The organism is Saccharothrix sp. BKS2, from assembly GCF_047689505.1.
GTDB lineage: Bacteria > Actinomycetota > Actinomycetes > Mycobacteriales > Pseudonocardiaceae > Actinosynnema > Actinosynnema lopnurensis.
Map to the genome: position 1 here is coordinate 510,036 of NZ_JAUQOL010000005.1, position 23,483 is coordinate 533,518.

Consider the following 23,483-nt stretch of genomic DNA (forward strand, 5'->3'; position numbering starts at 1 on the left):
CGGCTGCAGTACTCGGCCGGGCAGGACCCGGCTGAACTGCGGAACCAACCTGGCGAGCCTACCGTGTTGATCTTTTCCGGCCTGCTCGCGATCGTGGCCCTCACCGCGGCCACCGGGTACTTCGTCGCCCAGGAGTTCGCCTACATGGCGGTCGACCGGGGCAAGCTCCAGCACCTCGCCGAGAACGGCGACAAGGCCGCGGGCCGCGCGTACGCGGTCACGCAGCGCCTGTCCTTCATGCTCTCCGGCGCCCAGTTCGGCATCACGGTCACCGCGCTGCTGGTGGGTTACGTGGCCGAACCGCTGCTCGGCACCGGCCTCACCGGCGTGGTGGGGCTGACCGGCCTGCCCGAGGGCGCGACCACCTCGATCTCCATGGCCGTCGCGCTGGTGTTCGCCACCGCGGTGCAGATGGTGCTGGGCGAGCTGTTCCCCAAGAACCTCGCCATCGCGGAACCCGAGGCGCTGGCCAAGGCGCTGAGCGGGTCGACGGTGGTGTACCTGAAGATCGCCGGCCCGGTGATCCGGCTGTTCGACGCGGCGGCCAACCGGCTGCTGCGCGCGGTCGGCATCGAGCCGGTGGAGGAACTGCCCCAGGGCGCGACCCCCGAGGACCTCAAGCAGATCATCGGTGACGCGGGCGCCGAGGGGCACCTGGACCCCGAGCTGTCCCGGCTGCTCGACCGCGGCCTGGACTTCCGCGGGCTGGTCGCCGAGCAGGCCATGACGCCCCGCGTGGTGGTGCACACCATCGGCGCGGCCGAGCCGGTGGCGCGCGTGGTCGAGCTGCTCGACACCGGCCACTCGCGCTTCCCCGTCGTCGGCGACGGCCTGGACGACCTGCGCGGCGTGATCGGGCTGGCCGAGGTGCTGACCGTCGAGCCCGAGGCGCGCGGCACCACCCCGGTCGGCGACGTGGCCTCGCCCGCGCTGGTCGTGCCCACGACGCTGCCGCTGCCCGCCGTGCTGGAGCGGCTGCGCGCCGAGCACCGCCAGCTGGCGTGCGTGGTGGACGAGTTCGGCGGGTTCGCGGGCGTGGTCTCGCTGGAGGACCTGGCCGAGGAGCTGGTGGGCGAGATCCACGACGAGGACGACATCGTCGAGGAGGCGATCGAGCCGATCGGCCCCGGCGCGTGGCGGGTGCCCGGCCGGATGCGCGTGGACGAGATCGCCGACGCCACCGGGGTCGAGCTGCCCGAGCACGACAGCTACGACACCGTCTCCGGCCTGCTGCTGCACCTGCTGGGGCGCACCGCGCGGGTCGGTGACCGGGTCGAGTTCGACGGCATCTCCCTGCACGTGACCGAGGTCAACCGCAACGTGCCCGGCAGCGTCGTGCTCAGCCGCGCCGCCGGCGCGCCGGCGGACGACGCCGGGGACCGCGACACCGCCGAGGACCGGGAGGGCGTCCGATGAGCACCACCTGGGCCCTGGTGGTCTCCCTGTTCCTGCTGGTGGCCAACGCGTTCTTCGTCGCCGCGGAGTTCGCCCTCATCGCCGCCAAGCGGCACCGGCTGGAGCAGGACGCCGAGACCAGCCGCGCGGCACGTGCCGCCGTGGCCGGTGTCCGCGAGCTGTCGCTGATGCTGGCGGGCGCGCAGCTGGGCATCACGCTGTGCACGCTGGGCCTGGGCGCGCTGGCCAAGCCCGCCGTGGCCGACCTGCTCGACCCGCTGCTGGTGGGCGTGGGCCTGCCCGACGCGGTGGCCTACGCGATCGCGTTCACGCTGTCGCTGTTCGTGGTGGTGTTCCTGCACATGGTCGTGGGCGAGATGGCCCCGAAGTCATGGGCGATCACCCACCCGGAGCGCTCCGCGACGCTGCTGGCCATCCCGTTCCGGGCGTTCGCCCACGTGGTCCGCCTGCTGCTCAGCGGCCTCAACGGGATCACCAACGCGCTGCTGCGGGCGTTCAAGGTCGAGCCGCAGGACGAGCTGGCGCAGGCGCACCGGCCGGAGGAGCTGCGGATGCTGGTGCGGCAGTCCGGCGAGCACGGCCTGATCCCCGAGGGCCAGCAGCGCCTGCTGACCCGGATGCTCCAGCTCCAGAAGACGACCGTCGCGCAGATCATGGTGCCGATCGAGGACACGGTCAGCGTCACCGAGGACACCGGCGCGCGGGCGATCGAGCACCGCAGCCGCGAGTCCGGGCGCTCCCGCTTCCCGGTCCGGGACGCGGGCGGCGGTTTCGTCGGGCTGGTGCACATCCGCGAGGCGGTGCGCGCCACCGCCGCGGGCAGGGACGTGCCGGCCCGCGAGCTGATGTCCCGGCCGCTGACCCTGCGCGCCGGGATGCCGGTGGCGAGCGCGGTGACCGCGATGCGCGAGGACCGGGCGCAGCTGGCGCTGGTGGCCGGTCCGGACGACCGCGTGGTCGGCATCGCCACCCTGGAAGACCTCCTCGAAGAGCTGATCGGCGATTTCGAGGACGAGACAGACACCCCGCTCCGCAAGAGCTGACCCGCCCACCACCTCCGGAGGAAGAAACCCGATGTTCAAACGGATGCTCAGCGCCTTCGGCGTCGGCGGACCGTCCGTCGACACCGTCCTGGACACCCCGCACGCCCAGCCCGGCCAGGTCGTCAGCGGCCAGGTGCGCATCCAGGGCGGCAGCAACGAGGCCGTCATCGACCAGATCGTGCTGTCCCTGGTCACCCGCGTCGAGGTGGAGCACGGCGACCACGAGTTCAACAGCGTCTCGGAGTTCCTGCGCGTCTCGGTCGCCCAGGGGGTGCGCGTGGCGGCCGGGCAGCCGGTGTCGGTGCCGTTCCGGCTGACGCTCCCGTGGGAGACCCCGATCACCGCGGTCGGCGGGCAGCCGCTGCCCGGCATGACCGTGGGCGTGCGGACCGAGCTGGTCATCTCCGGCGCGCCCGACAAGGGCGACCTGGACCCGGTGCTGGTGGGCCCGCTGCCCTCGCAGGACCGCGTGCTGGAGGCGTTCGGGCAGCTGGGCTTCCAGTTCCGGTCCGCCGACGTGGAGGCGGGCCGCATCCACGGCGTCCACCAGGAGCTCGGCTTCTACCAGGAGATCGAGTTCTTCCCGCCGAGCCAGTTCGCGGGTCGGATCAACCAGGTCGAGCTGACCTTCGTGACCAGCCCGCACGAGCTGGTCGTGGTGCTGGAGGCCGACAAGCGCGGGGGCATGTTCTCCTCCGGCTCCGACGCCTTCGGCCGCTTCCACGCCACCCACGACGACGCGGCGCGCACCGACTGGGCGGCGGCCATCGGGCAGTGGCTGGCGCAGATCTCCGAGCGCGGCGGGCACGCGGCGTTCGGGCAGCCGGGCTACCCGGCGCACGGCAACCCCGCGTTCGGCGGCCAGCCGGGGTACGGACAGCCGGGCTACGGGCAGCCGGGGTACGGCCAACCGGGTTACGGCCAGCCGGGCTATGGACAGCCCGGGTACGGTCAGCCGGGTTACGGTCAGCACGGGCACCACGGCCACCACCGCGGTCCCGGTGTGGGCGGCGTGGTCGCGGGCGCGGCGGCGGGCGTGGTCGGTGGCATGATCATCGGCGAGGCCCTGGACGACGCGTTCGAGGACGACGGCGGCGGCGAGGACTTCGCCTCCGAGGAGTGATCCGAGCGGGTGCCGGGGCCGTCACCGGCGTCGACACCCGTCCCCCTGATCCGGTGCGGCGAGCGGCCCACCCCCCGGTCGCGCCGCACCACCACCGGCTCCCGCGCCCCTCCCCCCTGGCGCGGGAGCCGGCCTCGTTCCCGGGGTTCTGGCCGGCTCAGCCGGTCGGCGCGGGGTCCTCCGAGGTGCCGCGGTCCACGTGGTCGGCGTGGAACAGGGCCTGCTTGAGCAGCCCGCGCACGTGGTCGTTGGCGGCGGAGTAGTAGACGAACGTGCCCTCCCGGCGGCCCTTGACCAGGCCGGCGAGCCGCAGCTTGGCCAGGTGCTGGCTGACCGCCGTGGGTGCCGCGCCGGCGAGTTCGGCGAGGCACGCGACCGACGACTCCCCCTGGAGCAGCGCCCACAGCACCTTGATCCGGGTCGGGTCCGCGAGCAGCCGGAACGACTCGGCGGCCAGGTGCACCTGCTCCTCGTTGGGCATGTCGAAGTCGGACAGCGAGGTGTGCATGCCCCCAGGGTACCCAGCTGTCCCTTTACTTGCGTATCTGCGTGACTGCGCATATACATTACCGCTGTGACAGCAGAACTCGAGGTCCCCCCGCGGGCGGAACCGCGCCGGACCGGGGTGCGCCGGCGGACCGGGACGTGGTCGCTGCCGGAGGTGCGGTGGGCGGTCGCGGCGACCGCCCTGTTCCTGCTGGGCCTGGCGACCCGGCTCGCCGGCGGCCCCGACCAGCTGTGGTGGGCGCTGCACCTGGCCTCCTGCGCCGCCGGCGGGTGGCAACCGGGCTGGTCCGGGCTGCGCGCGCTGCGGGACAGGACCCTGGACGTGGACCTGCTGATGGTCGTGGCGGCGATCGGCGCGGTCTCGATCGGCCAGGTCCTCGACGGCGCGCTGCTCATCGTCATCTTCGCCACGTCGGGGGCGCTGGAGGCGGTCGCGACCAAGCGCACCGAGGACTCGGTGCGCGGCCTGCTCGACCTCGCGCCCGAGCGGGCCACGCGGGTCACCGCGACCGGCGAGGAGACCGTGGAGGCCGCCCGGCTGCGGATCGGCGACCTCGTGCTGGTGCGGCCCGGGGAGCGCATCGGCGGTGACGGCGAGGTGGTCGAGGGCGCGAGCGAGGTCGACCAGGCCACCATCACCGGCGAGCCGCTGCCGGTGGACAAGCGGCCGGGGGACGAGGTGTTCGCCGGCACCATCAACGGCACCGGGGCGCTGCGGGTGCGGATCACCCGCTCCCCCGCCGACACCGCGATCGCCCGCATCGTCGCCATGGTCACCGAGGCGAGCGCGACCAAGTCCCGCGCCCACCTGTTCGTGGAGAGGGTCGAGCAGCGCTACTCGATCGGCATGGTCGCCGCGACGCTCGCGCTGTTCGTCGTGCCGCTGCTGTTCGGCGCGGAGCTGCGGCCGACGCTGCTGCGCGCGATGACGTTCATGATCGTGGCCTCGCCGTGCGCGGTGGTGCTGGCGACGATGCCGCCGCTGCTGTCCGCGATCGCCAACGCCGGCCGCCACGGCGTGCTGGTCAAGTCCGCCGTGGTGCTCGAACGGCTCGGTTCGGTGACGCGGGTGGCGTTCGACAAGACCGGCACGCTGACCGAGGGCGCGCCCCGGCTCGCGGCGGTGCGGCCCGTGCCGGGCGGCCGGTTCGACGAGACCGGACTGCTGGCCCTGGCCGCCGCCGCGGAGCACCCCTCGGAGCACCCGATCGCCCGCACGGTGGTCGCCGCCGCCCGCTCCGCCGGGCTCGTCGTCCGGGAGGCCGCGGGGTTCGCCTCGACGCCGGGTCGCGGTGTCACCGCCCGGGTCGGCGGGCACCTGGTCGAGGTGGGCAGCCCGACCGCCCTGCTCGACCGGGTGCCCGCCGGCACGGCCGGCGAGCTCGGCACCGAGTGGGGCACCGATGCCGCCGCCGGCACGGCCACCGAGCCCGACACCGATGCGGCCACCGTCCGCGACGTCGTGGCCGGGCTCGAACGCACCGGGCACACCGCGGTGGTCGTCCGCGTCGACGGCAGCCCGGCCGGGGTGCTCGGGCTCGCGGACCGGCTGCGCCCGGACGCCGCGGCCACCGTCGCCCGGATCACCGCCCTCACCGGCGCTCCGCCGGTCCTGCTCACCGGCGACAACCCCCGCGCCGCCGCGCGGCTGGCCGCCGAGGTCGGCATCACCGACGTCCGCGCCGGGCTGCGGCCGGAGGACAAGGTCGCGGCGGTGCGAGAGCTGGAAGCGGGCGGGGACAGGGTGGTCCTGGTCGGCGACGGCGTCAACGACGCGCCCGCGCTCGCCACCGCGCACGTCGGCGTCGCGATGGGGCGCGCCGGGTCCGACCTCGCGCTGGACACGGCGGACGCGGTGATCACCCGCGACGAGCTCGCCACCCTGCCCGCCGTGCTCGCCCTGGCCCGCCGCGCCCGGCGGCTGGTCCTGGCGAACCTCGTCATCGCCGGGGCCTCGATCGCGGTTCTGGTGGCGTGGGACCTGCTGGGCACCCTGCCGTTGCCGCTCGGGGTGGCCGGGCACGAGGGCTCGACCGTCGTGGTGGGCCTCAACGGGTTGCGCCTGCTGCGCGGCGCGGCCTGGCGGCGGGCGGGCCGGGACGGTCAGTCGACGGAAGGGGCGTGCGGGTGGTCCGCGCCCGGGTGCGCGGGAGGAAGCGCACCCCCGCCGGCCCCGTCCCGCAGCGCGGCCACGGCCCCCGCCAGGTCGGGGTAGACGGCGAACACCTCGTCCATGCGCGTGGCCCGGAACGGCCGCAGCACCGCGCGCTGGTCGGCGACGATGACGAACGAGACGCCGCGCCGGTCGGCGTGCCGCGCACCCTCGACCAGCACCGCCAACCCGCTGGAGGGCAGGAAGGTCACCCCGGTCAGGTCCACCGCCGACGTCGAGGTGACGGTGTCCAGCCAGGGGAGCAGTTCACGGCGCAGGGCCTCGCTGCCGCGCGTGTCGACCTCACCCGCCAGGCGCAGCACGGGCACGCCCCCGACCGCTAGGGTCTCCACCGACACCCCTTCGACCAGGCTCTCCTCGCTCATCGGTGCACCTCCTCCGCGGGCGCCCTCTGCGCCGATGGCCCCGAATCAACAGTAACCGCGCCCCCTCGCCGACACAGGCCGGCGACCCACCGGACCAGGGGCCGAGCCCCCGGGCGAACGCCGGGCGCCCGTGCGCGCCGACGTCCGGCACCGGGCTCCGTTGGTCTGATCGAGCCATAGTGACGGGCCGTGCGGGTGAACCGGTTGGGAAGGACGGCTCACGGGCGGGCACACTGCACCTGTGCGATCCGGAACACCTCGGTCGGAGCAGTCCGGTGGTCGGGCGACGGAGTCCGGGGGACGCGGGCTGGACGCGGTCCACGCCGCCGGGTCGGCCCGGCAGCGGAGTCGGTCGGCGGTCGCCCGGTCCGCCGCCGCCAAGCGGCACGGCGAGGACTGCACCCGCCGCGCCGAGGAAGCCTGGACGAGGATGCTGGGCGTGGTGTGCCGGCTGGAGGCCGCCCTGACCGACAAGCAGGCCGCGGCCGCCCACCTGGACGACCTGGCGCTGGACCAGCTGACCACGCCGTCGTGGCGGCGCAGCGCGGTGCTGCTGCGCTGGGTGCGGCAGCCCCGGCGCGACCCGGCCGCGCCGGCGGTCGAGCCGCCCGCGGGATCGGAGGGAGCGCCCGGACGGTCCGCGCACCCGGTCCGCCGTCCCGCCGGCCGGACCACTCGGTCACCTGATGAGGTGAGGCGCCCGGGTGACGGGTAACGCGCTGCGTCATCCGGACGAGACCCAGTTGTCCGCCGTGGCCCGTTCTGGGCAGTGGCCCGTTCAGGCGGTGGCCGCGGAGGTCTTGCGGCACGGGTGTCGACGCGGGCGCGCAACCGCGCCGACACCCGGCCGCACACCGGATTCCGCCGACCACGTCCACCGGACCCGCCGTCACCGGCACAATCCAGGGCATGACCAGTCGGCCACGATCGACCGTCCTGCTCGCCTCCCTGTCCCTCGTCCTCGGCCTCACCGCCGCGGCCGCCGCCGACACCGCCGACCCGCTCACGACGGACCTCGACCGCCTGCTCGGCGACCCCAGGCTGGCCTCGTCCGCGGTGGGCCTGGTGGTGCGCGACGCCGACACCGGCGACGCGCTCTACCGCCGCTCGGGCCACACCCGCTTCCAGCCCGGCTCGACCGCGAAGATCGTCACCAGCGCGGTCGCGCTCGACGGCCTCGGGCCCGACCACCGCTGGCGCACCGACCTGGCCACCACGGCGGTCGTGCAGGGCGACGAGCTGGCGGGCGACCTCTACCTGCGCGGCACCGGCGACCCGACCATGCTCGCCCAGGACTACGACGCCCTGGCCGCGCAGCTGGCCGCCACCGGCGTGCGGACCGTCAGGGGTGAACTCGTCGCGGACGACACCTGGTTCGACTCCGTCCCGCTGGCCACCGGCTGGGCGTGGGACGACGAGCCGCACTACTACAGCGCCCAGACCTCGGCGCTGACCTTCGCGCCGGACACCGACTACGACTCCGGCGCCGTGGCCGTCCGGGTCTCCCCCGGCGCCGCGGGCGGTCCCCCGCAGGTGACCGTCACCCCGCCGGTCGCCCTCGACATCCGCAACACCGCCACCACGACCGCCGGCGGCGGCGGTGTCCAGGTGAACCGCGAGCACGGCGGCAACGTCGTGCACGTCAGCGGCTCGATCGCGCCGGGCGCGGCGGCCCAGGCCGCCTACATCTCGGTCGACGACCCGACCAGGCTGGTCGCCGGGCTGTTCCGCGCGTCCCTGGCGGCCAAGGGGATCACCGTGACCGGCGGGACCGGGTTCCGCGCGACCCCGGCGGCGGCGCGGGTGCTGGCCACCCGCCAGTCGATGCCGCTGCGCGAGCTGCTGGTGCCGTTCCTCAAGCTGAGCAACAACATGCACGGCGAGGTGCTCATCAAGACGCTGGGGCGCAAGTTCCACGGCCAGGGATCCTGGCCGGCGGGCATCCGGGCGCTGGAGTCCCTGCTCCCCGGGCTGGGCGCGGACCCGCTGACGATGAACCTGTTCGACGGCTCGGGCCTGTCCAGGATGAACGTCCTGTCCCCCGACCTGATGACGCAGGTCCTGCGGTCGGCGCGCGCCAAGCCGTGGTTCCGGAGCTGGTACGACGCGCTGCCGGTGGCCGGCCGGTCGGACCGGATGGAGGGCGGCACCCTGCGCGGCCGGATGGCCGGCACCGCCGCGGCGGGCAACGTGCACGCCAAGACCGGCACGCTGACCGGGATCACCGGGCTGGCCGGCTACGTCACCAACGCCGACGGTCGCAAGCTGGTGTTCTCCCTGATGTTCAACAACTTCGTGTCGGGTGTGCCGCGCGACATCGAGGACGCCATCGCGGTGCGGCTCGCGTCCGACCGGGCCGGCCAGTCGCAGCCCGGGGCGCGGGCCCGGCACCGCGACGCGCCGGGCACCGCGCCGAAGGTCGGGCCGGGGATCGGGTCGGACCCGGTGCGGGACCTGGAGTGCTCCTGGACCAAGTCCTGCTGATTCCCCGGGGGGGCGGTGCGGGCGCACCGCCCCCCCCGGGTGGTCAGCCCCGCGTGACCGAGGTCAGGTAGCGGTCGGCCAGTTCCGGGTCGAAGAACCACTTCTCCAGGTCGGAGGGGTCGGCGAAGCAGTTGACGAACCTGCGGGCCACCTCCGGGACCTCCGGCGCCGTGCCGAAGATGCGCATGACGTGCTCGGGCGGCGGCTGGAGCATCGCGTTGGTCCAGTGCGTGGCGTGCCGCGCGCTCTCCCAGTACGCCTCGAACGCCTCGTGCATCCACGCCTCGTCGAACGGCCGGTCGCCGCGCGCCAGGATGCTGTCCAAATAGGACGCGGCGCACCGGGCGGCGTTGTTGGAACCCTGCCCGGTGAGGGGGTCGTTGGCCACCACCACGTCCGCCATGCCCAGCACCCGGCCGCCCGAGGGCAGGACGCCAACCGGCTTGCGCACCACCGGCGCGTAGGCGCCGGTCAGGGTGGCCTTCGGGTCGGTCAGCTCGACCTCGCCGCAGCGCTCGTACTCCCACGGCACGTACTCGCGCACCAGCGACAGGAACCGGTCCAGGTGCTCGTCGGGCCCCGGCCGGTCGTCCCAGCAGTCCAGCGGGCCGCCCGGCAGGCCCTCGAAGAACAGGATGTCGCAGGGGCCGCTGAGGGTGAACCCGGGGATGGCGAACAGCTCGCCCACGCCGGGCACCGCGTTGAACCGCACCGCCCGCACGTCCGGGTGCTCGGGGCGCGGCGCCATGCCGTGCACGTAGGCCACGGACAGGACGCGCTGCGGCGTCCGGTACGGGGACCGCCCGGGGTCGCGGTGGAACGCCTCCACCAGCTCGCCCTTGCCCGCCGCCACCAGCACCAGGTCGTACCGGGCGGTCAGCGCGTCCAGGTCGGAGGTGGTGACGCCGTGGTAGACGACCCGGCCGCCGCGGTCCTCCAGCAGCTCCAGCCAGCCCGCCATCTTCACCCGCTGGTCGACCGACTGGGCGTGGTCGTCCAGCAGGCCCAGCCAGTTCAGCGCCCGCTGCCACCCGCCGTCGTCGGTGGGCGCGCCCACGGACAGGCCGAGGCCCTCGACGCGGGGCGTCCGCTCCTCCCAGAGGTTCAGCTCCAGGTCGCGTTCGTGCTGGAGCGCCGGGCCGAACATGCACTGGGTGGACGTGACCCGGCCGGCCCGGATCTCCTCCGGTGTCCGGGCGGACATGACCGTGACGTCGTAATCCCGGCCGACCAGGCCCAACGCGAGTTGTAACCCGGCCTGACCGGCTCCGACGACGAGCACCTTCCGCATTGCCGCCAACCTCTCTGCTCGCAGGGTGGGCCGCCGATCACGCCGGGCCGTACGACGGGGCGAGCTGCATCGTGTACGACACCAGCCCGCGCAGGGCGCCGACGACCGAGGCCCGGTCGCGGGCGTCGCACGTGATCAGCGGGACGTCCGGGGAGATGGCCAGCGCGTCGCGGACCTCGTCCAGGTCGTGCGTCAGCAGGCCGTCGAACATGTTCACGGCGACCACGAACGGGATCTCGGAGTCGTTCTCGAAGTAGTTGATGGCCGCGAACGACTCCTCGATGCGGCGGGTGTCCACCAGGACGACCGCGCCCAGCGCGCCGCGCGACAGGTCGTCCCACAGGAACCAGAACCGGGGTTGGCCGGGGGTGCCGAACAGGTACAGCACCAGGTCGTCGGTCAGCGTGAGCCTGCCGAAGTCCATCGCCACCGTGGTCGTGGTCTTGTCGCCGCCGGGGTCGACCGGGTCCACGCCCTCGGCCGCCTCCGTCATCCACGCCTCGGTGTTGATCGGGGGCACCTCGGAGACCGAGCCCACGAACGTCGTCTTGCCGACCCCGAAGCCGCCGGCGACCACGATCTTCGCCGAAATCGTCAACGGCGCGGCGTCACACGCCCTTGAGCCCATCCAGGATCCTCTCCAGCAGGGACAGGTCGTACTGGTACTCGTGCCCGGTCGGGTGGATGTACACGAGGTCTTGCGCGATCAGGTCGCCGAGCAGCACGCGGATCACCCCGAGCGGGATGTCCAGGTGCGCCGACAGCTCGGCCACGGAGGTGCGCTGCCGGGCGTGCTCGTAGAGCGCCCGGGTCTCCGGCATCATCCGCGCGGCGGCCTGCGGGTCGTAGTTCGGCACCGACACCAGGGTCTCCACCAGCAGCAGGTGCCGGGGCCTGGTGCGGCCGCGGGTGATGGCGTAGGCGCGGACCCTGGTGCTGCGCCTCGCGCCGGGTGCGGAACCGGTGGCCACAACGATCGCCCTCCTCACGCGCCGGGGCGCCGTGCGGTCACCGTGCGCCGCATGTCGGCCCTCAGCTGCGGGGTCAACGCGTGCCCGGCGTTGTCGACGAACTTGGTCATCTCGTAACCGATGACCTTCATGTCGCAGGAGGACGAGGTCAGCACGCCGAGGCCGGCGCCCTCGCCGATGTCCATGAACAGGAAGTAGCCGCCGGTGAGGCGGACCAGGATCTGCTCGCAGCCGCCCTGGTCGAACACCGCCGCCGCGTTGCGGGCCAGGCTGAGCATCCCGCTGGAGATGGCCGCCAGCTGCTCGGCCGCGTCCGTCCCCACGGTGTCGGAGGCGATGAGCGGCAGGCCGTCGGAGGACAGGATCAACGCGTGCGTCACGCCGTGCACCCGGTGGACGAAGTCGTTGATCAGCCAGCTGAAGTCCGGTGCGGGGTCGGCGGCTCGGTGGTCAGTCGTCACTCGGGTGGTCCTCGTGGTCAGTCATCGCTCGGGCCGCCCTCGCGGAGGTCGCCGCTGAGATCGCCGTGCAGGTCGTCGGGCTCGGGCGGGGTGCCCCGGGCCGCGCGCTCGCCGGCGTCGAAGTCCGCCAGGTCCGCGAAGAACCCGTCGTCGGTGGAGGTGCCGAGCAGGGGCGGGGTGAACGGCGCGGCGAGGTCGGCGGGGCTGTCGGGCACGCGCAGGCTGGTGGGCACGCGGCGGGGCAGCCCGCCGGCGGTCACGCCGCCCGTGCGCGGCGCGTCGGGGCCGCCGGGTCGGGTGTGCGGGGACCTGGCGTGCGCGGGCGAGCGCCGCGGGGTCGGGGACGGGGGCGGGAGCGCGGCGCGGGGCGGCGCGTCGGGTTCGGGCTGCCGCGTGAAGGAGACCGGGGGCGCCTCGCGGACCAGGCCGGCGGGCAGCAGGACCGACGCGGTCGTGCCGTGCGGCGCGCGGCGGCCCAGCCACACGCGCACCCCGTGCTTGTCGGCCAGGCGCCGCACGACGGCCAGGCCCATGTGCTCGATGGCGGCGCTGTCGAGGGCGGGCGCGGTGGACAGCCGCTCGTTCAGCTCGGCCATCCGCTCCTGCGGCAGGCCGATGCCCATGTCCTCCACGCGCAGCAGGATGCTGCCGTTCTCGGTGATGTGGGCGCTGACCGTCACCGGCGAGCTGGGCGGGGACTGGGCGGTGGCGTTGTCGAGCAGCTCGGTGAGCAGCCGGCTGACGTCGTCGGCCGCGAAGCCGACCACCGCCAGCGGCGCCACCCGGCCGACGTCCACCCTCGGGTAGCGCTCGATCGCCGAGATCGCGGCGCGGATGACGTCGACCAGCGAGGCGGTGTCCTCGGCGGCGGCGCCGGCCTCCTCACCGGCGAGCACGCGCAGGTTCTCGGCGTTGCGGCGCAGGCGGGTGGCGAGGTGGTCGAGGCGGTAGAGCCGGTCCAGGGCGTCGGGGTCCTGCTCCTCGGCCTCCATGCGCTCCAGTTCCGCCAGCAGGGAGTCGAGCAGGTTCAGGTCGCGCAACGCGATGCCCGCGCAGACGCCGGCCAGCACGTCGTCGCGGGAGCCGTCGGTGGGTGGGGACCCAGCCGGTGGGGACCCGGCCGGCCGGGGTGTCGAGGGAGAGGCTGGGGGCGGGAGTGGGCGGGAGGGCGGGCGGCGGGGTTCGAGGAGGTCGGCGACGGTGCCCCGCGCCTGGTCGAGCAACGACCTCGCGCCCTGCCTGCGGTACTGGTCCAACAGCGACCGCACTCGACTCACCACGCGCACTCCGCACGGACGTCTTCGGTCAACACCGCGTCAACCTTAGTCACGCAGCGGCATTGGTCAAGACGGAGGGTAATCAAATACACCCGTTCGGGTGCGGACAGTGATCACGGTCCGGGCATGGACCGCTGGTCACGCCGCGCGTGGTGGCATCCTGTGTCGATTCGACGGCGGTCGAACCCGATCGCGGTCGGGTGCGCGCGGGCGTGGCGCTTGGCCGGCGCCGGGTCCCTCCGGTCTGATGGTGCGGTGTCGACGCGCGGGGACGGTCCGGGGTTACCGGACGGGGATCGGTCGGGGGCTCCGGCGGGGCGGAACGAGCTCGGCGGGGTGGTGGTCGGGTCGGTGGTGCAGGCCGGCTCGATCGGCGGGGACGTGCACGTCCACCCGGCCGTGCGGGAGCAGCCGCCCCCGCGCCAGCTGCCGCCCGTGCCCGCGCGCTTCGTCGGCCGCGCCGCCGAGCTGGAGCGGCTGACCTCGCTCCTGGACGCGGCGGAGGCGGGCGGCGCCGCGCCGGTCCTGGCCCTGAGCGGGGCCGGCGGGATCGGCAAGACGTGGCTGGTGGTGCGCTGGGCCTACCGGCACCTGGACCGGTTCCCCGACGGGCAGCTGTTCGTCGACCTGCGTGGTTTCAGCCCGGACAGCGACCCGATGGAGATGGGCGTCGCGGTGCGCGGGTTCCTCGACGCGCTCGGCGTGGAACCCGGGCGGATACCGACCGACCTGCACGCCCAGGCCGCCCTGTACCGCAGCCTGGTCGCCGGGCGGCGGATGCTGATCGTGCTGGACAACGCCGCGACCGCGGAGCAGGCCGCTCCCCTGCTGCCGGGCGGGCGGTCGTGCGTGGTGGTGACGACCAGCCGCCGCACGCCCAACACCCTGGTCAGCAGGCACGGTGCCCACCACCTGAGGCTGGACCCCCTGGCCGTGGACGAGTCGCACGAGCTGCTGACCGGTTGGCTGGGCGCGGACCGGGTCGCCGCCGAGCCGGACGCGGTGGCCGAGCTGGTGGGGTTCTGCCGGGGTTTCGCCCTGGCGCTGGGACTGATCGCCGGGCACGCCCACACCCACCCCGGCGCGCCGCTGGCCCGGCTCGCCGGCGAACTGCGCGAGTTCGGGTTGGACGTGCTGGACGACGACGACCCGGCGGCGAGCCTGCCCAAGGTCCTGTCCTGGTCCTACCGCGCCCTGTCGGCCGAGCAGCAGCGGGTGTTCGGCCTGGTCGGCATCGCGCCCGGCCCGGACCTGGCCCTGCCGGCGGCGGCCGACCTGACCGGGTTGCCCCCGGTGCGGGCGAAGCGGGCGCTGCGCGGGTTGGAGGAGGCGTCCCTGCTGGACCAGGACGCGCGCGGCCGCTACGCGATGCACGACCTGGTGCGCAGCTGGGCGGTGGCCGTGGCGCACGAGGACCTGCCCGACGAGGAGCGGGACGCGGCGCTGAGGCGGGTGCTGGACTCCTACGCGCACGTCGCGTGCGCCGCCGACCGGTTGCTGGCCCCGCACCGGCTGCCCGTGCGGCTGGACCCGCCGGTGCCGGGGGTCCGGCCCGAACCGCCGGCGGACGCCGCCGCGGCCATGGCGTGGCTGGAGGTCGAGCACCCCAACCTGCTGGCGGCCCAGAACGTCGCCGTCGCGGGCGGGCGGCACCGGGTGGGGTGGCTGTTGGCGTGGGCGCTGGACTCGTTCCACGGGCGGCGCGGGCACCTGCGGGACCGGGTGACGACGTGGCGGGTGGCGGTGGGGGCCGCGGCGCACCTGCCGGAGCACGTGCTCGGGGTGCGGGCGTCGCGGTTCCTCGGGCGGGCGCTGGCGCACCTGGGGTCGCACGAGGAGGCGGTGCGGCACCTGCACCGGGCCCTGTCCTCGGCCGAGGAGCACCGCGACAACTCCGAGTTGGCGCAGACGCACCGGATGCTGGCCTGGGCGTGGGGGCAGCAGGACGAGGACCGGTTGGCCGTGGACCACGCGGCGCGGGCCCTGGAGCTGTTCCGCGCGCTCGACCAGCCGGTGTGGGAGGCCGACGCGCTGAACCAGTTCGGCCGGCACGCGGCCCGGTTGGGGGAGCTGGAGGACGGTCTCGCGCACTGCCGGGCCGCGCTGGAGCTGTACCGGGGGCACCACAACCCGGACGGCGAGGCGGCGACGTCGGTGAGCCTGGGGTACATCGAGCACCGGACGGGCCGGCACGAGCGGGCCGCGGGGCACTACGAGCACGCGCTGGCGCTGTACCGGGCGCTGGGGAACACGTACATGTCGGCCGACGTGTTGCGGGACCTCGGTGGGTCCTACGCGGCGCTGGGGCGGGGCGAGGAGGCCCGGGGGGTGTGGTCGGAGGCGTTGGAGCTGTACCGGCGGCAGGGGCGGGAGGAGGAGGTGGCGGTGGTTCGGGGGTACCTGGGGTCGTAGGTGGTGGTGCGCAAAATCCGGCGACACCGGCGGCCGTCCCCGCCAGGATGGCCGGTGTGGAGGAGATCGAGGTCGTCGTCGCCCACCGCCAACGCGCGACGCTGCGCGTCGGTGACGTGTTCCTGAAGGTCGACGTCGACCCGGCGCACGCCGATGTCGAGGTGCGGGCGATGGCGATGGCGCCGGTACCGACCCCGGCCGTCCTCTGGCGGGAGCCGCCCGTGCTCGCGATCGCCGCCGTGCCCGGCGAGGCGCTCGGCGTGCTCGGCGAACCGTCGGCCGCGTCGCCGGCGGCGTGGGCCGCGGCCGGTGCCGCCGTGCGGAGGCTGCACGACGCGCCGGTGCCGCCGTGGCCGGGACCCCGGCTCGACGACCTGGCCGCGGAGCTCGACGAGGAGTGCGCGTGGCTGCTGGCCAACGCCGTCCTGCCCGCCGAGGTGGTCCGGCGCAACCGGGAGATCGCCGAGGCCGCGCTCCGGCCGTGGGAGCCGGTGTTCATCCACGGCGACCTCCAGATCACCCACGTGTTCGTCGACGGGGACGAGGTCACCGGCGTCATCGACTGGTCCGAGGCCGCCCCCGGTGACGCCATGTTCGACCTGGCCGTCCTGACGCTGGGCCACGAGGACCGCCTGGACGACCTGCTCGCCGGCTACGGCGCCGGCGCGGACCGGGACGTGATCCGCGCCTGGTGGTCGCTGCGCGGCCTGACCGCGTCGCGCTGGCTGATCGAGCACGGCTTCGACCCGGACACGCCGGGGTGCGAGTTCGACGTGCTGCGGGCCCGGGTGCGGGAAGCCTAGCCGGCCAGCACCTGCTCGCGCAGGACGTCGGCGTGGCCGCAGTGGTGGGCCAGTTCCCGCAGGACCTGGAGGTAGACCCAGCGCAGCGTGCGCGGTCCGGTGCGGTGGCCGGTGACGACGGTGTCCAGCGGAAGGTCCGCGACCACTTTCCTGGCTGTGGCGCAGGCTTCCCGGTGGGCCGCGGTGACCGAGGCGACGGTGTCCTCGGCGGTGAGCCGGAAGGAGTCGTCCGGGGTGCCCACCAGGCCGAGTTCCCGGCGGGGCGTGCCGCCCACGCACTCCTCGAACCACACCCGCTGCATCCACGTGACGTGCTTGAGCAGACCCAGCAGCGTCGTCGCCGACGGGACCAGGCGGCGGCGGGCCTGTTCCTCGGTGAGGCCGTCGAGGGCGGCCTCGACGGCGCCGCGGTACTCCTCGGTGAACGCGTCGAGCTGCGTGCGCTCGTCGGCCAGGGGCACGTCGAACGAACCCATCCGGGTCTCCTCGCGTCGTGGGGCGGTGGGGTCAGGTCCTGAGGTGGGAGGCGCCGTTGAGGTCGAGGACGGTGCCCGATGCCCACTCGGCGGCGGGCGAGGCCAGGTAGACCACCGCCGCCGCGACCTCCTCCGGCTCGGCGACCCTGTTGAACGGGCTCTGGGCGCGGACCTCGTCGGTCACCATGTCCGACACCCGGTCGGTCGCCACGAAGCCGGGGGCCACCGAGGTGACGGCGATGCCGTGCGGGGCGAGGGCGACGGCCAGCGACTGGCCCAGGGAGTGCAGTGCCGCCTTGCTCGCGCCGTAGGCGGGCATGTCGGGTTCGCCGCGGAAGGCCCCGCGCGAGCCGACGTTGACGATCCGGCCCCGCACGCCCCGCTCGATCATGTGGTGGGCCACGCGGTAGGACATGTTGGCGGCGCCGAAGACGTTGACGTCGAAGGTCCTGCGCCAAAGGGACTGCCACTCGTCGTACGAGGTGCCGGCCAGGGAGCCCAACTCCACCAGGCCGGCGTTGTTCACCAGGACGTCGATGGCGCCGAGTTCCCCGGTGGCCGCGGTGACCGTCCGGGCGACGGCCTCGGGGTCCGCCAGGTCGACGTCCGCCGAGGACAGGGCGATCACCCGGTCGCCCTGCTCGCGGAACGCGTCGGCGATCGCCGCGCCGATGCCCCGGCTGCCGCCGGTGACGAGGACTCCCCGGCTCACTTGGCGAACACCTGCGACTCGTCCTTGAACGCCTTGAACTCCAGCGCGTTGCCCGCCGGGTCGCGGAGGAACATCGTCCACTGCTCCCCCGGCTCGCCCGCGAACCGCAGGTAGGGCTCGATGACGAACTCCGTGCCGGCCGCGCGCAGCCGGTCGGCCAGGGCCTGGAACTCGGGGACGGGCAGGATCAGGCCGAAGTGCGGGACCGGCACGTCGTGGCCGTCGACCGGGTTGCGGCCGGAGTCGCCGCGCGCGCCGGGCACGACGTGGGTGACGAGCTGGTGGCCGTAGCAGTTCCAGTCGACCCAGGCTTCGGCCGAGCGGCCCTCGTCGAGGGCCAGCACGCCGCCGTAGAACTCGCGGGCCCTGGTCAGGTCGTCGACGGGGATGGCGAGGTGGAAGGCGGGTCTCATGCCCCCACGATTGACCAGCTGATGTCCGAATGTCAACATTGCCCTCCATGGAGCTGCGCAAGGCCGACCGGCGGGGTCTCGCGGGCGAGGCCGCCGACCGGATCCGGGAGGCGATCCTCGCGGGGGTGTTCCCGCCGGGCTCGCCGGTGCGCGAGGTCGAGCTGGCCGCGTCGCTCGACGTGAGCCGGGGCTCGGTCCGGGAGGGCCTGGCCGTGCTGGAGCGCGAGGGGCTGGTGCGCAGCGCCTGGCACCGGGGCACCAGGGTGATCGACCTGACGGTCCGGGACGCGCGGGAGGTGTACTCGGTGCGGGCCGCGCTGGAGGGGCTGGCGAGCCGCACCGCGATCGGCCGCGTGGACCTCGCCGCCCTGGACGGACTGGTCGACGCCATGGCCGGGCGGCTGGCGGCGGGCGCGCCCGGCGAGGAGCTGCTCGCCCTGGACATGGGCTTCCACGACGAGGTCTACGCGGCGGCGGGCAACCGGCGGCTGCTGGAGGCGTGGCGGGCCGTGCGGTCCCAGGTGCACCTGTTCCAGCTCACCCGGATCCGCCTGGGGCACCAGGGGTACCGGGCGGTGGTCGTCGAGGAGCACCGGGACCTCGTCCGGCTGCTCGGGGCGGGGGACGGCGAGGCGGTCACCCGCTTCGCCGAGGAGCACGTCCACTCGGCGCTGCGGGTGCTGGTCGACCAGCTCGACCGGGCGCCGCGGGAGGTGCGGCGGTAGGCGGTCCGGGGCCCGGGTACTGGCGGGCCCGTGCGGGAGGTGCGGCGGTAGGCAGGCCGTGCAGGCCGTGCGGGAGGTGCGGCGGCAGGCGGTCCGGGGCCCCGACTTCCGGCGGGTCGTGCGGGGGAACACGAGCGGCACGCGGTTCCCCCCGGCGGCGGCCGCGTCTTTTTCGCCCGTGAACCGCCGGCCCGTGTATCCAGCGCCGCCCAGCCCCCTCTTCTCCTGTGTCGGGGATCCCGGTTGGGGAGCCGGACCCACGACGCAGGGGGATCGCGCGCCACCCGCCCTCCGGGGCGGGTGTGCCGCGCGACGCGAGCTCGCCGGGGGGGCGATTCCATGACCGAACTCATCACCACACCCGCCACCACCGCGCCCGCCGCCGGGCCACCGACGTTCGGGCTCACCGCCTTCCTGGACCCGCTGCGGGTCCCACCGGTGATCCGCTCGCACTCCTGGCGGCACCGCGACGCGATCACCATGCCCATGGTCCGCACCACCGCGCACCTGCACTCGCAGCTGCCGCCCACCGCGCTGTGGACCTACGACGGGCACTTCCCGGGGCCCACCATCGAGGTGCGCGCCGGGCACCTGTTCCGCGTGTCCTGGACCAACCGGATCGAGGGGACCATCCCGCTGGTGGCCGCGAGGGCGCCGCTGGCCTCGGTCCCGCAGAACAGCCCCGGCTTCCGCAACCCGGACGGCTCGCTGCCCGACGGCGTGGCGCTGGTCGACGGCGTGGCCGACCTGCCCGCGTGGACGGTCGTGCACCTGCACGGCGCCCACACCGGCGGCGGCAACGACGGCTGGGCCCACAACGCCGTGCTCGCGGACGCCTCGCAGCCGGCCGAGTACGCGAACCGGCAGCAGGCCACCACCCTCTGGTACCACGACCACGCCATGGCGGTCACCCGCTTCAACGTCCACGCGGGCCTGGTCGGCGTGTACCTGGTCCGCGACGACGAGGAGGACGCGCTCGACCTGCCCTCGGGCGAGCACGAGGTGCCGCTCGTGATCACCGACCGGAACCTCGACACCGACGCGTCGGGCGCCCTCACCGGGCAGCTGCTCTACAAGGTCCCCTACCTGACCACCGCCGCGGGGCAGGTGCTGCACCTGCCGTTCACCGGCCCGTTCACCCTGGTCAACGGGCGGATCTGGCCGCACCTGGACGTCGAGGCCCGCTGGTACCGGTTCCGGGTGGTCAACGCCTCGAACGCGCGCACCTACCAGCTGCGCCTGGTCGACGACGAGACCGGCGAGGCGCTCGACGACGCCGCCCGCCAGATCGGCACGGACGGCGGCCTGCTGCCCGCGCCCGCCCCGCTGCCGGAGGGCGGCCTGGTGCTGGCCCCGGCCGAGCGGGCGGACCTGCTGGTCGACTTCTCGCGGCTGCGCGGCAGGCGGGTGCGGCTGACCAACGCGCACCCGACGGCGGCCCCGGAACCGGCCGTCATGCAGTTCCGGGTGGAGGACCGCCACCGGCACGACCGCTTCCGGCTGCCCGCCGAGCTGTCGGCCTCCTACGTCCGGCTCCACCACGGCACCACGGTGCCCGAGGACCACGACCACGTGTTCATCGGGCTGGTGCCGCCCGGCACGGCGGGCGAGGGCCACCCGCAGCTGTGGGAGCTCCAGGAGGTCACCGACCCGGACCGGCTGCCCGCCGAGCTGCCCGCGCCGGGGATCGTCCAGCTCACCGACCCCGCCACCGGGCGGGTGCGCACGTTCGAGCGGGTCGCGAGCCTGTTCGACGACACCACCAGCGTGTTCATCGACCACGGCCGCTGGGCGGTGTGGCACTTCCTGCACCTCGGCGGCCCGGCCCACCCGATGCACGTCCACCTGAGCCAGTTCCAGGCCCTCACCCGCACCCGGTTCCCGAGGGACGCGGCGACGGGCAACGTCACGGGCTTCGACGTCGCCACCGGCGGCACCACCACCCCGCTGCCGGTGCCCGAGCCGGGTCGGCCGCTGGACCCGCAGGAGGAGGGCTGGAAGGACACCTTCCTGGTGGGCCCCGGCGAGTGGCTGGCCATCGCGGGCCGCTTCGAGGGCGCGACGGGCAACTTCATGTACCACTGCCACATCCTCGACCACGAGGACGAGGGCATGATGCGGCCCTTCGTGGTCATGCCCGCCGAGGCGGCCCGCTTCCACGTGCACCGCTTCGGCGGCGGGCACCACCACGGCGAGGCGGCGGACGACACCCGGAGCGCCGCGCGGAAGACGGCCTGATCCCGGGACCGGCCTGATCCCGGGACCAGCCTGATCCCGGGACCGGCGGAACCCTCCGGCACTTGCACGCGACACCGTGCCGACGAGGGCTTCCGCCGCCCCGGGGTCCCCGGCTCCGGCGACCTCCCGCCCTCCCCCACCGGCACTTCACCGGCACCGGTCGCCCGCGATCGACGGCGGCCCGCGCACCGCCCCCGGCGGCCCCACCGCCCTGCCCTAGGCTGTGATCACCGCCGACCGGCATCGCCGCTGGTGCGGCCAACGCCGACCGGACGTCGAGGTCGGCACCGCACCGCTGCCGGCGCAGCGCACCGCCGCCGACGTCCGCAGCGCACCCCGGGGAGGTCGTCACGACATCCGTCGAGGCGCCGGACGCGCCGCACCCCAGCCCGGTCCGCGACGCCCTGTCGCGCTACCGCCGGTCGTTGAGCAGCGTCGGCCTGGTGTTCGCGCTGGTGTTCTTCGCCTGGTCGATGACCCCGTCGCTGCTGCCCCGCCCCTGGTACCTCCAGGGCGTCGCCGCGGGCATCTGCTCGGCCACCGGCTACCTGGCGGGGGTGGGTGTGGCGCGGTTGGCGCGGGCACTGGGTTTGCGCCCGCGGTGGTCGGAGCCGACCCGGCGGCGCGGCAACGCCCTGCTGGCGGCCGGCGTCGGGGTGTGGGTGCCGGTGTCGCTGCTGCTCGGGGCGCACTGGCAGGAGCAGGTGCGGGAGCTGGTGGGGGTGCGCACCGACGAGCGGTCCTACTACGGGTTGGTGCTGGCGGTCGCGGTGGCGGTGGCGGTCGGGCTGCGGGACGTGGCGCTGCTGCTGCGCGCGGCGTCGCGGCGGCTGGCGGCGGCGGGTTCCCGGTTCGTGCCGCCGGCGGTCGCCCGGCTGACCGGCGCGGCGGTGGTGACGCTGCTCGCGCTGCTGGTCGTGGAGGGCGCGCTGGTCAACGGTTTCCTGGCGGTGGTCAACCGGCTCGCGGCGACGGCCGACCGCACCGACCACCCCGGTGTGGTGCGCCCGGTGGCGCCGGAGCGCTCGGGGTCGCCGGTCTCGCGGGTGCCGTGGAAGACGCTGGGCAAGGAGGGTCGCGCGTTCGTGGCGGGCGGCCCCACGGCGGCCGAGCTGAGCGCGTTCACCGGCCGCCCGGCCCTCACGCCGATCCGCGTCTACGGCGGGCGGTCCTCGGCGGGGTCGCTGTCCGAGGTGGCGGGGCTGGTGGTGGCCGAGCTGGAGCGGACGGGGGCGTTCGACCGGGCGGTGCTGGCCGTGGTCACCACCACCGGCACCGGCTGGGTGGACCCGGCGGCCACCGAGGGGTTGGAGTACCTCTACGGCGGCGACACCGCGATCGCCGCCCTCCAGTACTCCTACCTGCCCAGCTGGGCCGCGTTCGTGGCCGACCGGGGAAGCCCGCAGGCGGCGGGCGCGGAGCTGTTCGACCAGGTCCACGCGGCCCGGGAGCGGCGGCCGCCCGACCGCAGGCCCGAGCTCGTCGTCTACGGCGAGAGCCTCGGCGCCTTCGGCGGCCAGGCGGCGTTCGACGGGCTCGGGGACATGACCGCCCGCACCTCCGGCGCGCTGTGGACGGGCACCCCGAACTCGACGCGGGTGTGGGAGGACCTGACCGCCGAGCGCGACCCGGGCACCCCGCAGCGGTTGCCCGTCGTGGACTCCGGGGCCGCCGTGCGGTTCGCCGACGACCCGGGCGACCTGGACCTGTCCGCGCCGTGGGGCGGCAGCCGCGTGGTGTACCTCCAGCACGCGACCGACCCGGTCGTCTGGTGGTCGCCCCAGCTGCTCACCCGCCGCCCCGACTGGCTGGCCGAGGCGCGCGCCCCGGACGTCAGCCCGCAGATGACGTGGCTGCCCGCGATCACCTTCTGGCAGTTGACCATGGACCTGGTGTTCGCCGCGGACGTGCCGCCGGGGCAGGGTCACCACTACGGGCCGGTGGAGACGGTCGAGGCGTGGGTCCACGTCCTGGACCCGCCCGGCTGGACCGCGGCGGACACCGAGCGGTACCGGGAGCTGGTGGAGGGGCGGTGAGCCGGCGCGGCTGGGATGCGGGCGGCTGCGTCCGGGCGGCTGCGTCCGGGCGGTTGCGTCCGGGCAGCTGGGTGCGGGCAGCTGGGTGCGAGCGGCTACGTGCGGGGAGCCGGGCGCCGGGCCCGCACCCGGCGGTAGCTCCAGCCCAGCAGGGCGAGCAGGACGAGCCCGGACAGGATGAGGCTCGACCCGGTGCTCCAGCCGCCGAAGGGCAGCGACCGCACCACGCCCCACACCACGCCGGCCGCGATGAGCAGCAGCCCGGCGGTCACCGAGCCGGCGATGCGCAGCGGCGAGGAGACGCTGTCCTCGGCCGCCTTCATGGCCCGGTCGCGCACCGGGTCGACGTAGCGCTCCAGGGCGGGGAACTCCGAGGCGAGCACGATCAGCCCCGCCAGCACCAGCAGCAGCCCGGGTCCGGGCAGCACCAGCAGCAGCACCCCCACGACGAGCAGCGCCGAGCCCGCCACGACGACGCCCACCTGCTTCACCGGCTTGCCGACTCCCACGTGCCGCCCTCCCTCGCGTTCCCGCCCAGTGTGCCGAGTCCGGGACGC

22 protein-coding genes are annotated in these 23,483 nt (G+C 74.8%); 11 read left to right on the forward strand and 11 right to left on the reverse strand.

The window, feature by feature from the left end:
- The first annotated feature begins 63 nt into the window (after positions 1-63).
- The 3 genes from Q5530_RS13345 to Q5530_RS13355 are packed head-to-tail and all read left to right on the forward strand — an operon-like array spanning position 64 to position 3,582.
- Positions 64-1,416 carry a hemolysin family protein gene (locus Q5530_RS13345; protein ID WP_415362503.1) on the forward strand — a complete coding sequence of 451 codons (1,353 nt, stop codon included), beginning with the start codon at positions 64-66 and terminating at the stop codon, positions 1,414-1,416.
- Positions 1,413-2,459 carry a hemolysin family protein gene (locus Q5530_RS13350; protein WP_415362504.1) on the forward strand — a complete coding sequence of 349 codons (1,047 nt, stop codon included), beginning with the start codon at positions 1,413-1,415 and terminating at the stop codon, positions 2,457-2,459. Before Q5530_RS13345 ends, Q5530_RS13350 begins: the two co-directional genes overlap by 4 nt.
- 31 nt (positions 2,460-2,490) lie before the next feature.
- On the forward strand, positions 2,491-3,582 hold the full coding sequence (locus Q5530_RS13355) for a sporulation protein (RefSeq protein ID WP_415362505.1): 1,092 nt from the start codon (positions 2,491-2,493) through the stop codon (positions 3,580-3,582).
- Positions 3,583-3,739: 157 nt separating this feature from the next.
- Here the strand turns inward: Q5530_RS13355 and Q5530_RS13360 are convergent, their stop codons facing one another.
- A complete protein-coding gene (locus Q5530_RS13360) occupies positions 3,740-4,090 on the reverse strand; it encodes an ArsR/SmtB family transcription factor (protein ID WP_415362506.1) in 351 nt (116 codons plus the stop codon).
- Between the two features lie 57 nt (positions 4,091-4,147).
- On the opposite strand from Q5530_RS13360, the gene Q5530_RS13365 reads away from it, so the two are divergent.
- Entirely contained in the window at positions 4,148-6,304 is a 2,157-nt protein-coding gene (locus Q5530_RS13365; RefSeq protein WP_415362540.1) for a heavy metal translocating P-type ATPase, read from the forward strand.
- Here Q5530_RS13365 and Q5530_RS13370 read toward each other — a convergent pair.
- Complete coding sequence (locus Q5530_RS13370; RefSeq protein ID WP_415362507.1) at positions 6,193-6,627, reverse strand: STAS domain-containing protein; 435 nt, start codon at positions 6,625-6,627, stop codon at positions 6,193-6,195. The two genes, Q5530_RS13365 and Q5530_RS13370, sit on opposite strands and share 112 nt — an antisense overlap.
- Positions 6,628-6,868: 241 nt before the next feature.
- On the opposite strand from Q5530_RS13370, the gene Q5530_RS13375 reads away from it, so the two are divergent.
- Together Q5530_RS13375 and dacB are read left to right on the forward strand one after the other, a co-directional pair.
- Positions 6,869-7,342, forward strand: coding sequence for a hypothetical protein (locus tag Q5530_RS13375; RefSeq protein WP_415362508.1), 474 nt, complete (start codon positions 6,869-6,871; stop codon positions 7,340-7,342).
- 194 nt (positions 7,343-7,536) lie between these two features.
- On the forward strand, positions 7,537-9,111 hold the full coding sequence (gene dacB / locus Q5530_RS13380) for a D-alanyl-D-alanine carboxypeptidase/D-alanyl-D-alanine-endopeptidase (RefSeq protein ID WP_415362509.1): 1,575 nt from the start codon (positions 7,537-7,539) through the stop codon (positions 9,109-9,111).
- Positions 9,112-9,154: 43 nt separating this feature from the next.
- Here dacB and Q5530_RS13385 read toward each other — a convergent pair whose 3' ends face one another.
- Genes Q5530_RS13385 through Q5530_RS13405 form a run of 5 tightly spaced genes read right to left on the reverse strand, consistent with a single transcriptional unit; the run spans position 9,155 to position 13,102 of the window.
- Positions 9,155-10,402 carry a styrene monooxygenase/indole monooxygenase family protein gene (locus tag Q5530_RS13385; protein WP_415362510.1) on the reverse strand — a complete coding sequence of 416 codons (1,248 nt, stop codon included), beginning with the start codon at positions 10,400-10,402 and terminating at the stop codon, positions 9,155-9,157.
- 37 nt (positions 10,403-10,439) lie between these two features.
- Positions 10,440-11,030, reverse strand: coding sequence for a GTP-binding protein (locus Q5530_RS13390; protein WP_415362511.1), 591 nt, complete (start codon positions 11,028-11,030; stop codon positions 10,440-10,442).
- The gene (locus Q5530_RS13395) at positions 11,011-11,373 is read right to left on the reverse strand and encodes a DUF742 domain-containing protein (RefSeq protein WP_415362512.1); all 363 of its coding nucleotides are present in this window, start codon (positions 11,371-11,373) and stop codon (positions 11,011-11,013) included. The genes Q5530_RS13390 and Q5530_RS13395 overlap by 20 nt, the downstream gene beginning before the upstream one ends.
- A gap of 14 nt (positions 11,374-11,387) precedes the next feature.
- A complete protein-coding gene (locus Q5530_RS13400; protein ID WP_380642491.1) occupies positions 11,388-11,834 on the reverse strand; it encodes a roadblock/LC7 domain-containing protein in 447 nt (148 codons plus the stop codon).
- 17 nt (positions 11,835-11,851) lie between these two features.
- The gene (locus tag Q5530_RS13405; RefSeq protein ID WP_415362513.1) at positions 11,852-13,102 is read right to left on the reverse strand and encodes a sensor histidine kinase; all 1,251 of its coding nucleotides are present in this window, start codon (positions 13,100-13,102) and stop codon (positions 11,852-11,854) included.
- Between the two features lie 345 nt (positions 13,103-13,447).
- Here Q5530_RS13405 and Q5530_RS13410 point away from each other — a divergent pair, with 345 nt between their 5' ends.
- Both Q5530_RS13410 and Q5530_RS13415 read left to right on the forward strand, forming a co-directional pair.
- Complete coding sequence (locus Q5530_RS13410) at positions 13,448-15,523, forward strand: ATP-binding protein (protein WP_415362514.1); 2,076 nt, start codon at positions 13,448-13,450, stop codon at positions 15,521-15,523.
- Between the two features lie 47 nt (positions 15,524-15,570).
- Positions 15,571-16,326, forward strand: coding sequence for a phosphotransferase family protein (locus Q5530_RS13415; RefSeq protein ID WP_415362515.1), 756 nt, complete (start codon positions 15,571-15,573; stop codon positions 16,324-16,326).
- On the opposite strand, the gene Q5530_RS13420 is transcribed toward Q5530_RS13415, so the two are convergent.
- The 3 genes from Q5530_RS13420 to Q5530_RS13430 are packed head-to-tail and all read right to left on the reverse strand — an operon-like array spanning position 16,323 to position 17,927.
- A complete protein-coding gene (locus Q5530_RS13420; RefSeq protein WP_415362516.1) occupies positions 16,323-16,802 on the reverse strand; it encodes a DinB family protein in 480 nt (159 codons plus the stop codon). The genes Q5530_RS13415 and Q5530_RS13420 overlap by 4 nt on opposite strands.
- A 31-nt stretch (positions 16,803-16,833) precedes the next feature.
- Entirely contained in the window at positions 16,834-17,514 is a 681-nt protein-coding gene (locus Q5530_RS13425; protein ID WP_415362517.1) for an SDR family NAD(P)-dependent oxidoreductase, read from the reverse strand.
- A complete protein-coding gene (locus Q5530_RS13430; protein ID WP_415362518.1) occupies positions 17,511-17,927 on the reverse strand; it encodes a VOC family protein in 417 nt (138 codons plus the stop codon). The genes Q5530_RS13425 and Q5530_RS13430 overlap by 4 nt, the downstream gene beginning before the upstream one ends.
- A 47-nt stretch (positions 17,928-17,974) precedes the next feature.
- Between Q5530_RS13430 and Q5530_RS13435 the strand changes: the two genes are divergently transcribed.
- From Q5530_RS13435 to Q5530_RS13445, 3 genes are all read left to right on the forward strand, one after another.
- A complete protein-coding gene (locus Q5530_RS13435; protein ID WP_415362519.1) occupies positions 17,975-18,652 on the forward strand; it encodes a GntR family transcriptional regulator in 678 nt (225 codons plus the stop codon).
- A gap of 339 nt (positions 18,653-18,991) precedes the next feature.
- Positions 18,992-20,890, forward strand: coding sequence for a multicopper oxidase family protein (locus Q5530_RS13440; protein WP_415362520.1), 1,899 nt, complete (start codon positions 18,992-18,994; stop codon positions 20,888-20,890).
- A gap of 425 nt (positions 20,891-21,315) precedes the next feature.
- Entirely contained in the window at positions 21,316-22,926 is a 1,611-nt protein-coding gene (locus Q5530_RS13445; protein WP_415362521.1) for an alpha/beta hydrolase, read from the forward strand.
- Positions 22,927-23,021: 95 nt separating this feature from the next.
- On the opposite strand, the gene Q5530_RS13450 is transcribed toward Q5530_RS13445, so the two are convergent.
- Entirely contained in the window at positions 23,022-23,435 is a 414-nt protein-coding gene (locus Q5530_RS13450) for a PGPGW domain-containing protein (RefSeq protein ID WP_415362522.1), read from the reverse strand.
- Between the last annotated feature and the right edge of the window lie 48 nt (positions 23,436-23,483).

Bases quoted from the DNA above. Each gene is read 5' to 3' on its own strand.
- Q5530_RS13350 (WP_415362504.1), top strand. From the start codon at position 1,413: ATGAGCACCACCTGGGCCCTGGTGGTCTCCCTGTTCCTGCTGGTGGCC.
- Q5530_RS13355 (WP_415362505.1), top strand. From the start codon at position 2,491: ATGTTCAAACGGATGCTCAGCGCCTTCGGCGTCGGCGGACCGTCCGTC.
- Q5530_RS13360 (WP_415362506.1), bottom strand. From the start codon at position 4,090: ATGCACACCTCGCTGTCCGACTTCGACATGCCCAACGAGGAGCAGGTG.
- Q5530_RS13370 (WP_415362507.1), bottom strand. From the start codon at position 6,627: ATGAGCGAGGAGAGCCTGGTCGAAGGGGTGTCGGTGGAGACCCTAGCG.
- dacB (WP_415362509.1), top strand. From the start codon at position 7,537: ATGACCAGTCGGCCACGATCGACCGTCCTGCTCGCCTCCCTGTCCCTC.
- Q5530_RS13385 (WP_415362510.1), bottom strand. From the start codon at position 10,402: ATGCGGAAGGTGCTCGTCGTCGGAGCCGGTCAGGCCGGGTTACAACTC.
- Q5530_RS13390 (WP_415362511.1), bottom strand. From the start codon at position 11,030: ATGGGCTCAAGGGCGTGTGACGCCGCGCCGTTGACGATTTCGGCGAAG.
- Q5530_RS13415 (WP_415362515.1), top strand. From the start codon at position 15,571: ATGGCCGGTGTGGAGGAGATCGAGGTCGTCGTCGCCCACCGCCAACGC.
- Q5530_RS13420 (WP_415362516.1), bottom strand. From the start codon at position 16,802: ATGGGTTCGTTCGACGTGCCCCTGGCCGACGAGCGCACGCAGCTCGAC.
- Q5530_RS13430 (WP_415362518.1), bottom strand. From the start codon at position 17,927: ATGAGACCCGCCTTCCACCTCGCCATCCCCGTCGACGACCTGACCAGG.
- Q5530_RS13435 (WP_415362519.1), top strand. From the start codon at position 17,975: ATGGAGCTGCGCAAGGCCGACCGGCGGGGTCTCGCGGGCGAGGCCGCC.
- Q5530_RS13440 (WP_415362520.1), top strand. From the start codon at position 18,992: ATGACCGAACTCATCACCACACCCGCCACCACCGCGCCCGCCGCCGGG.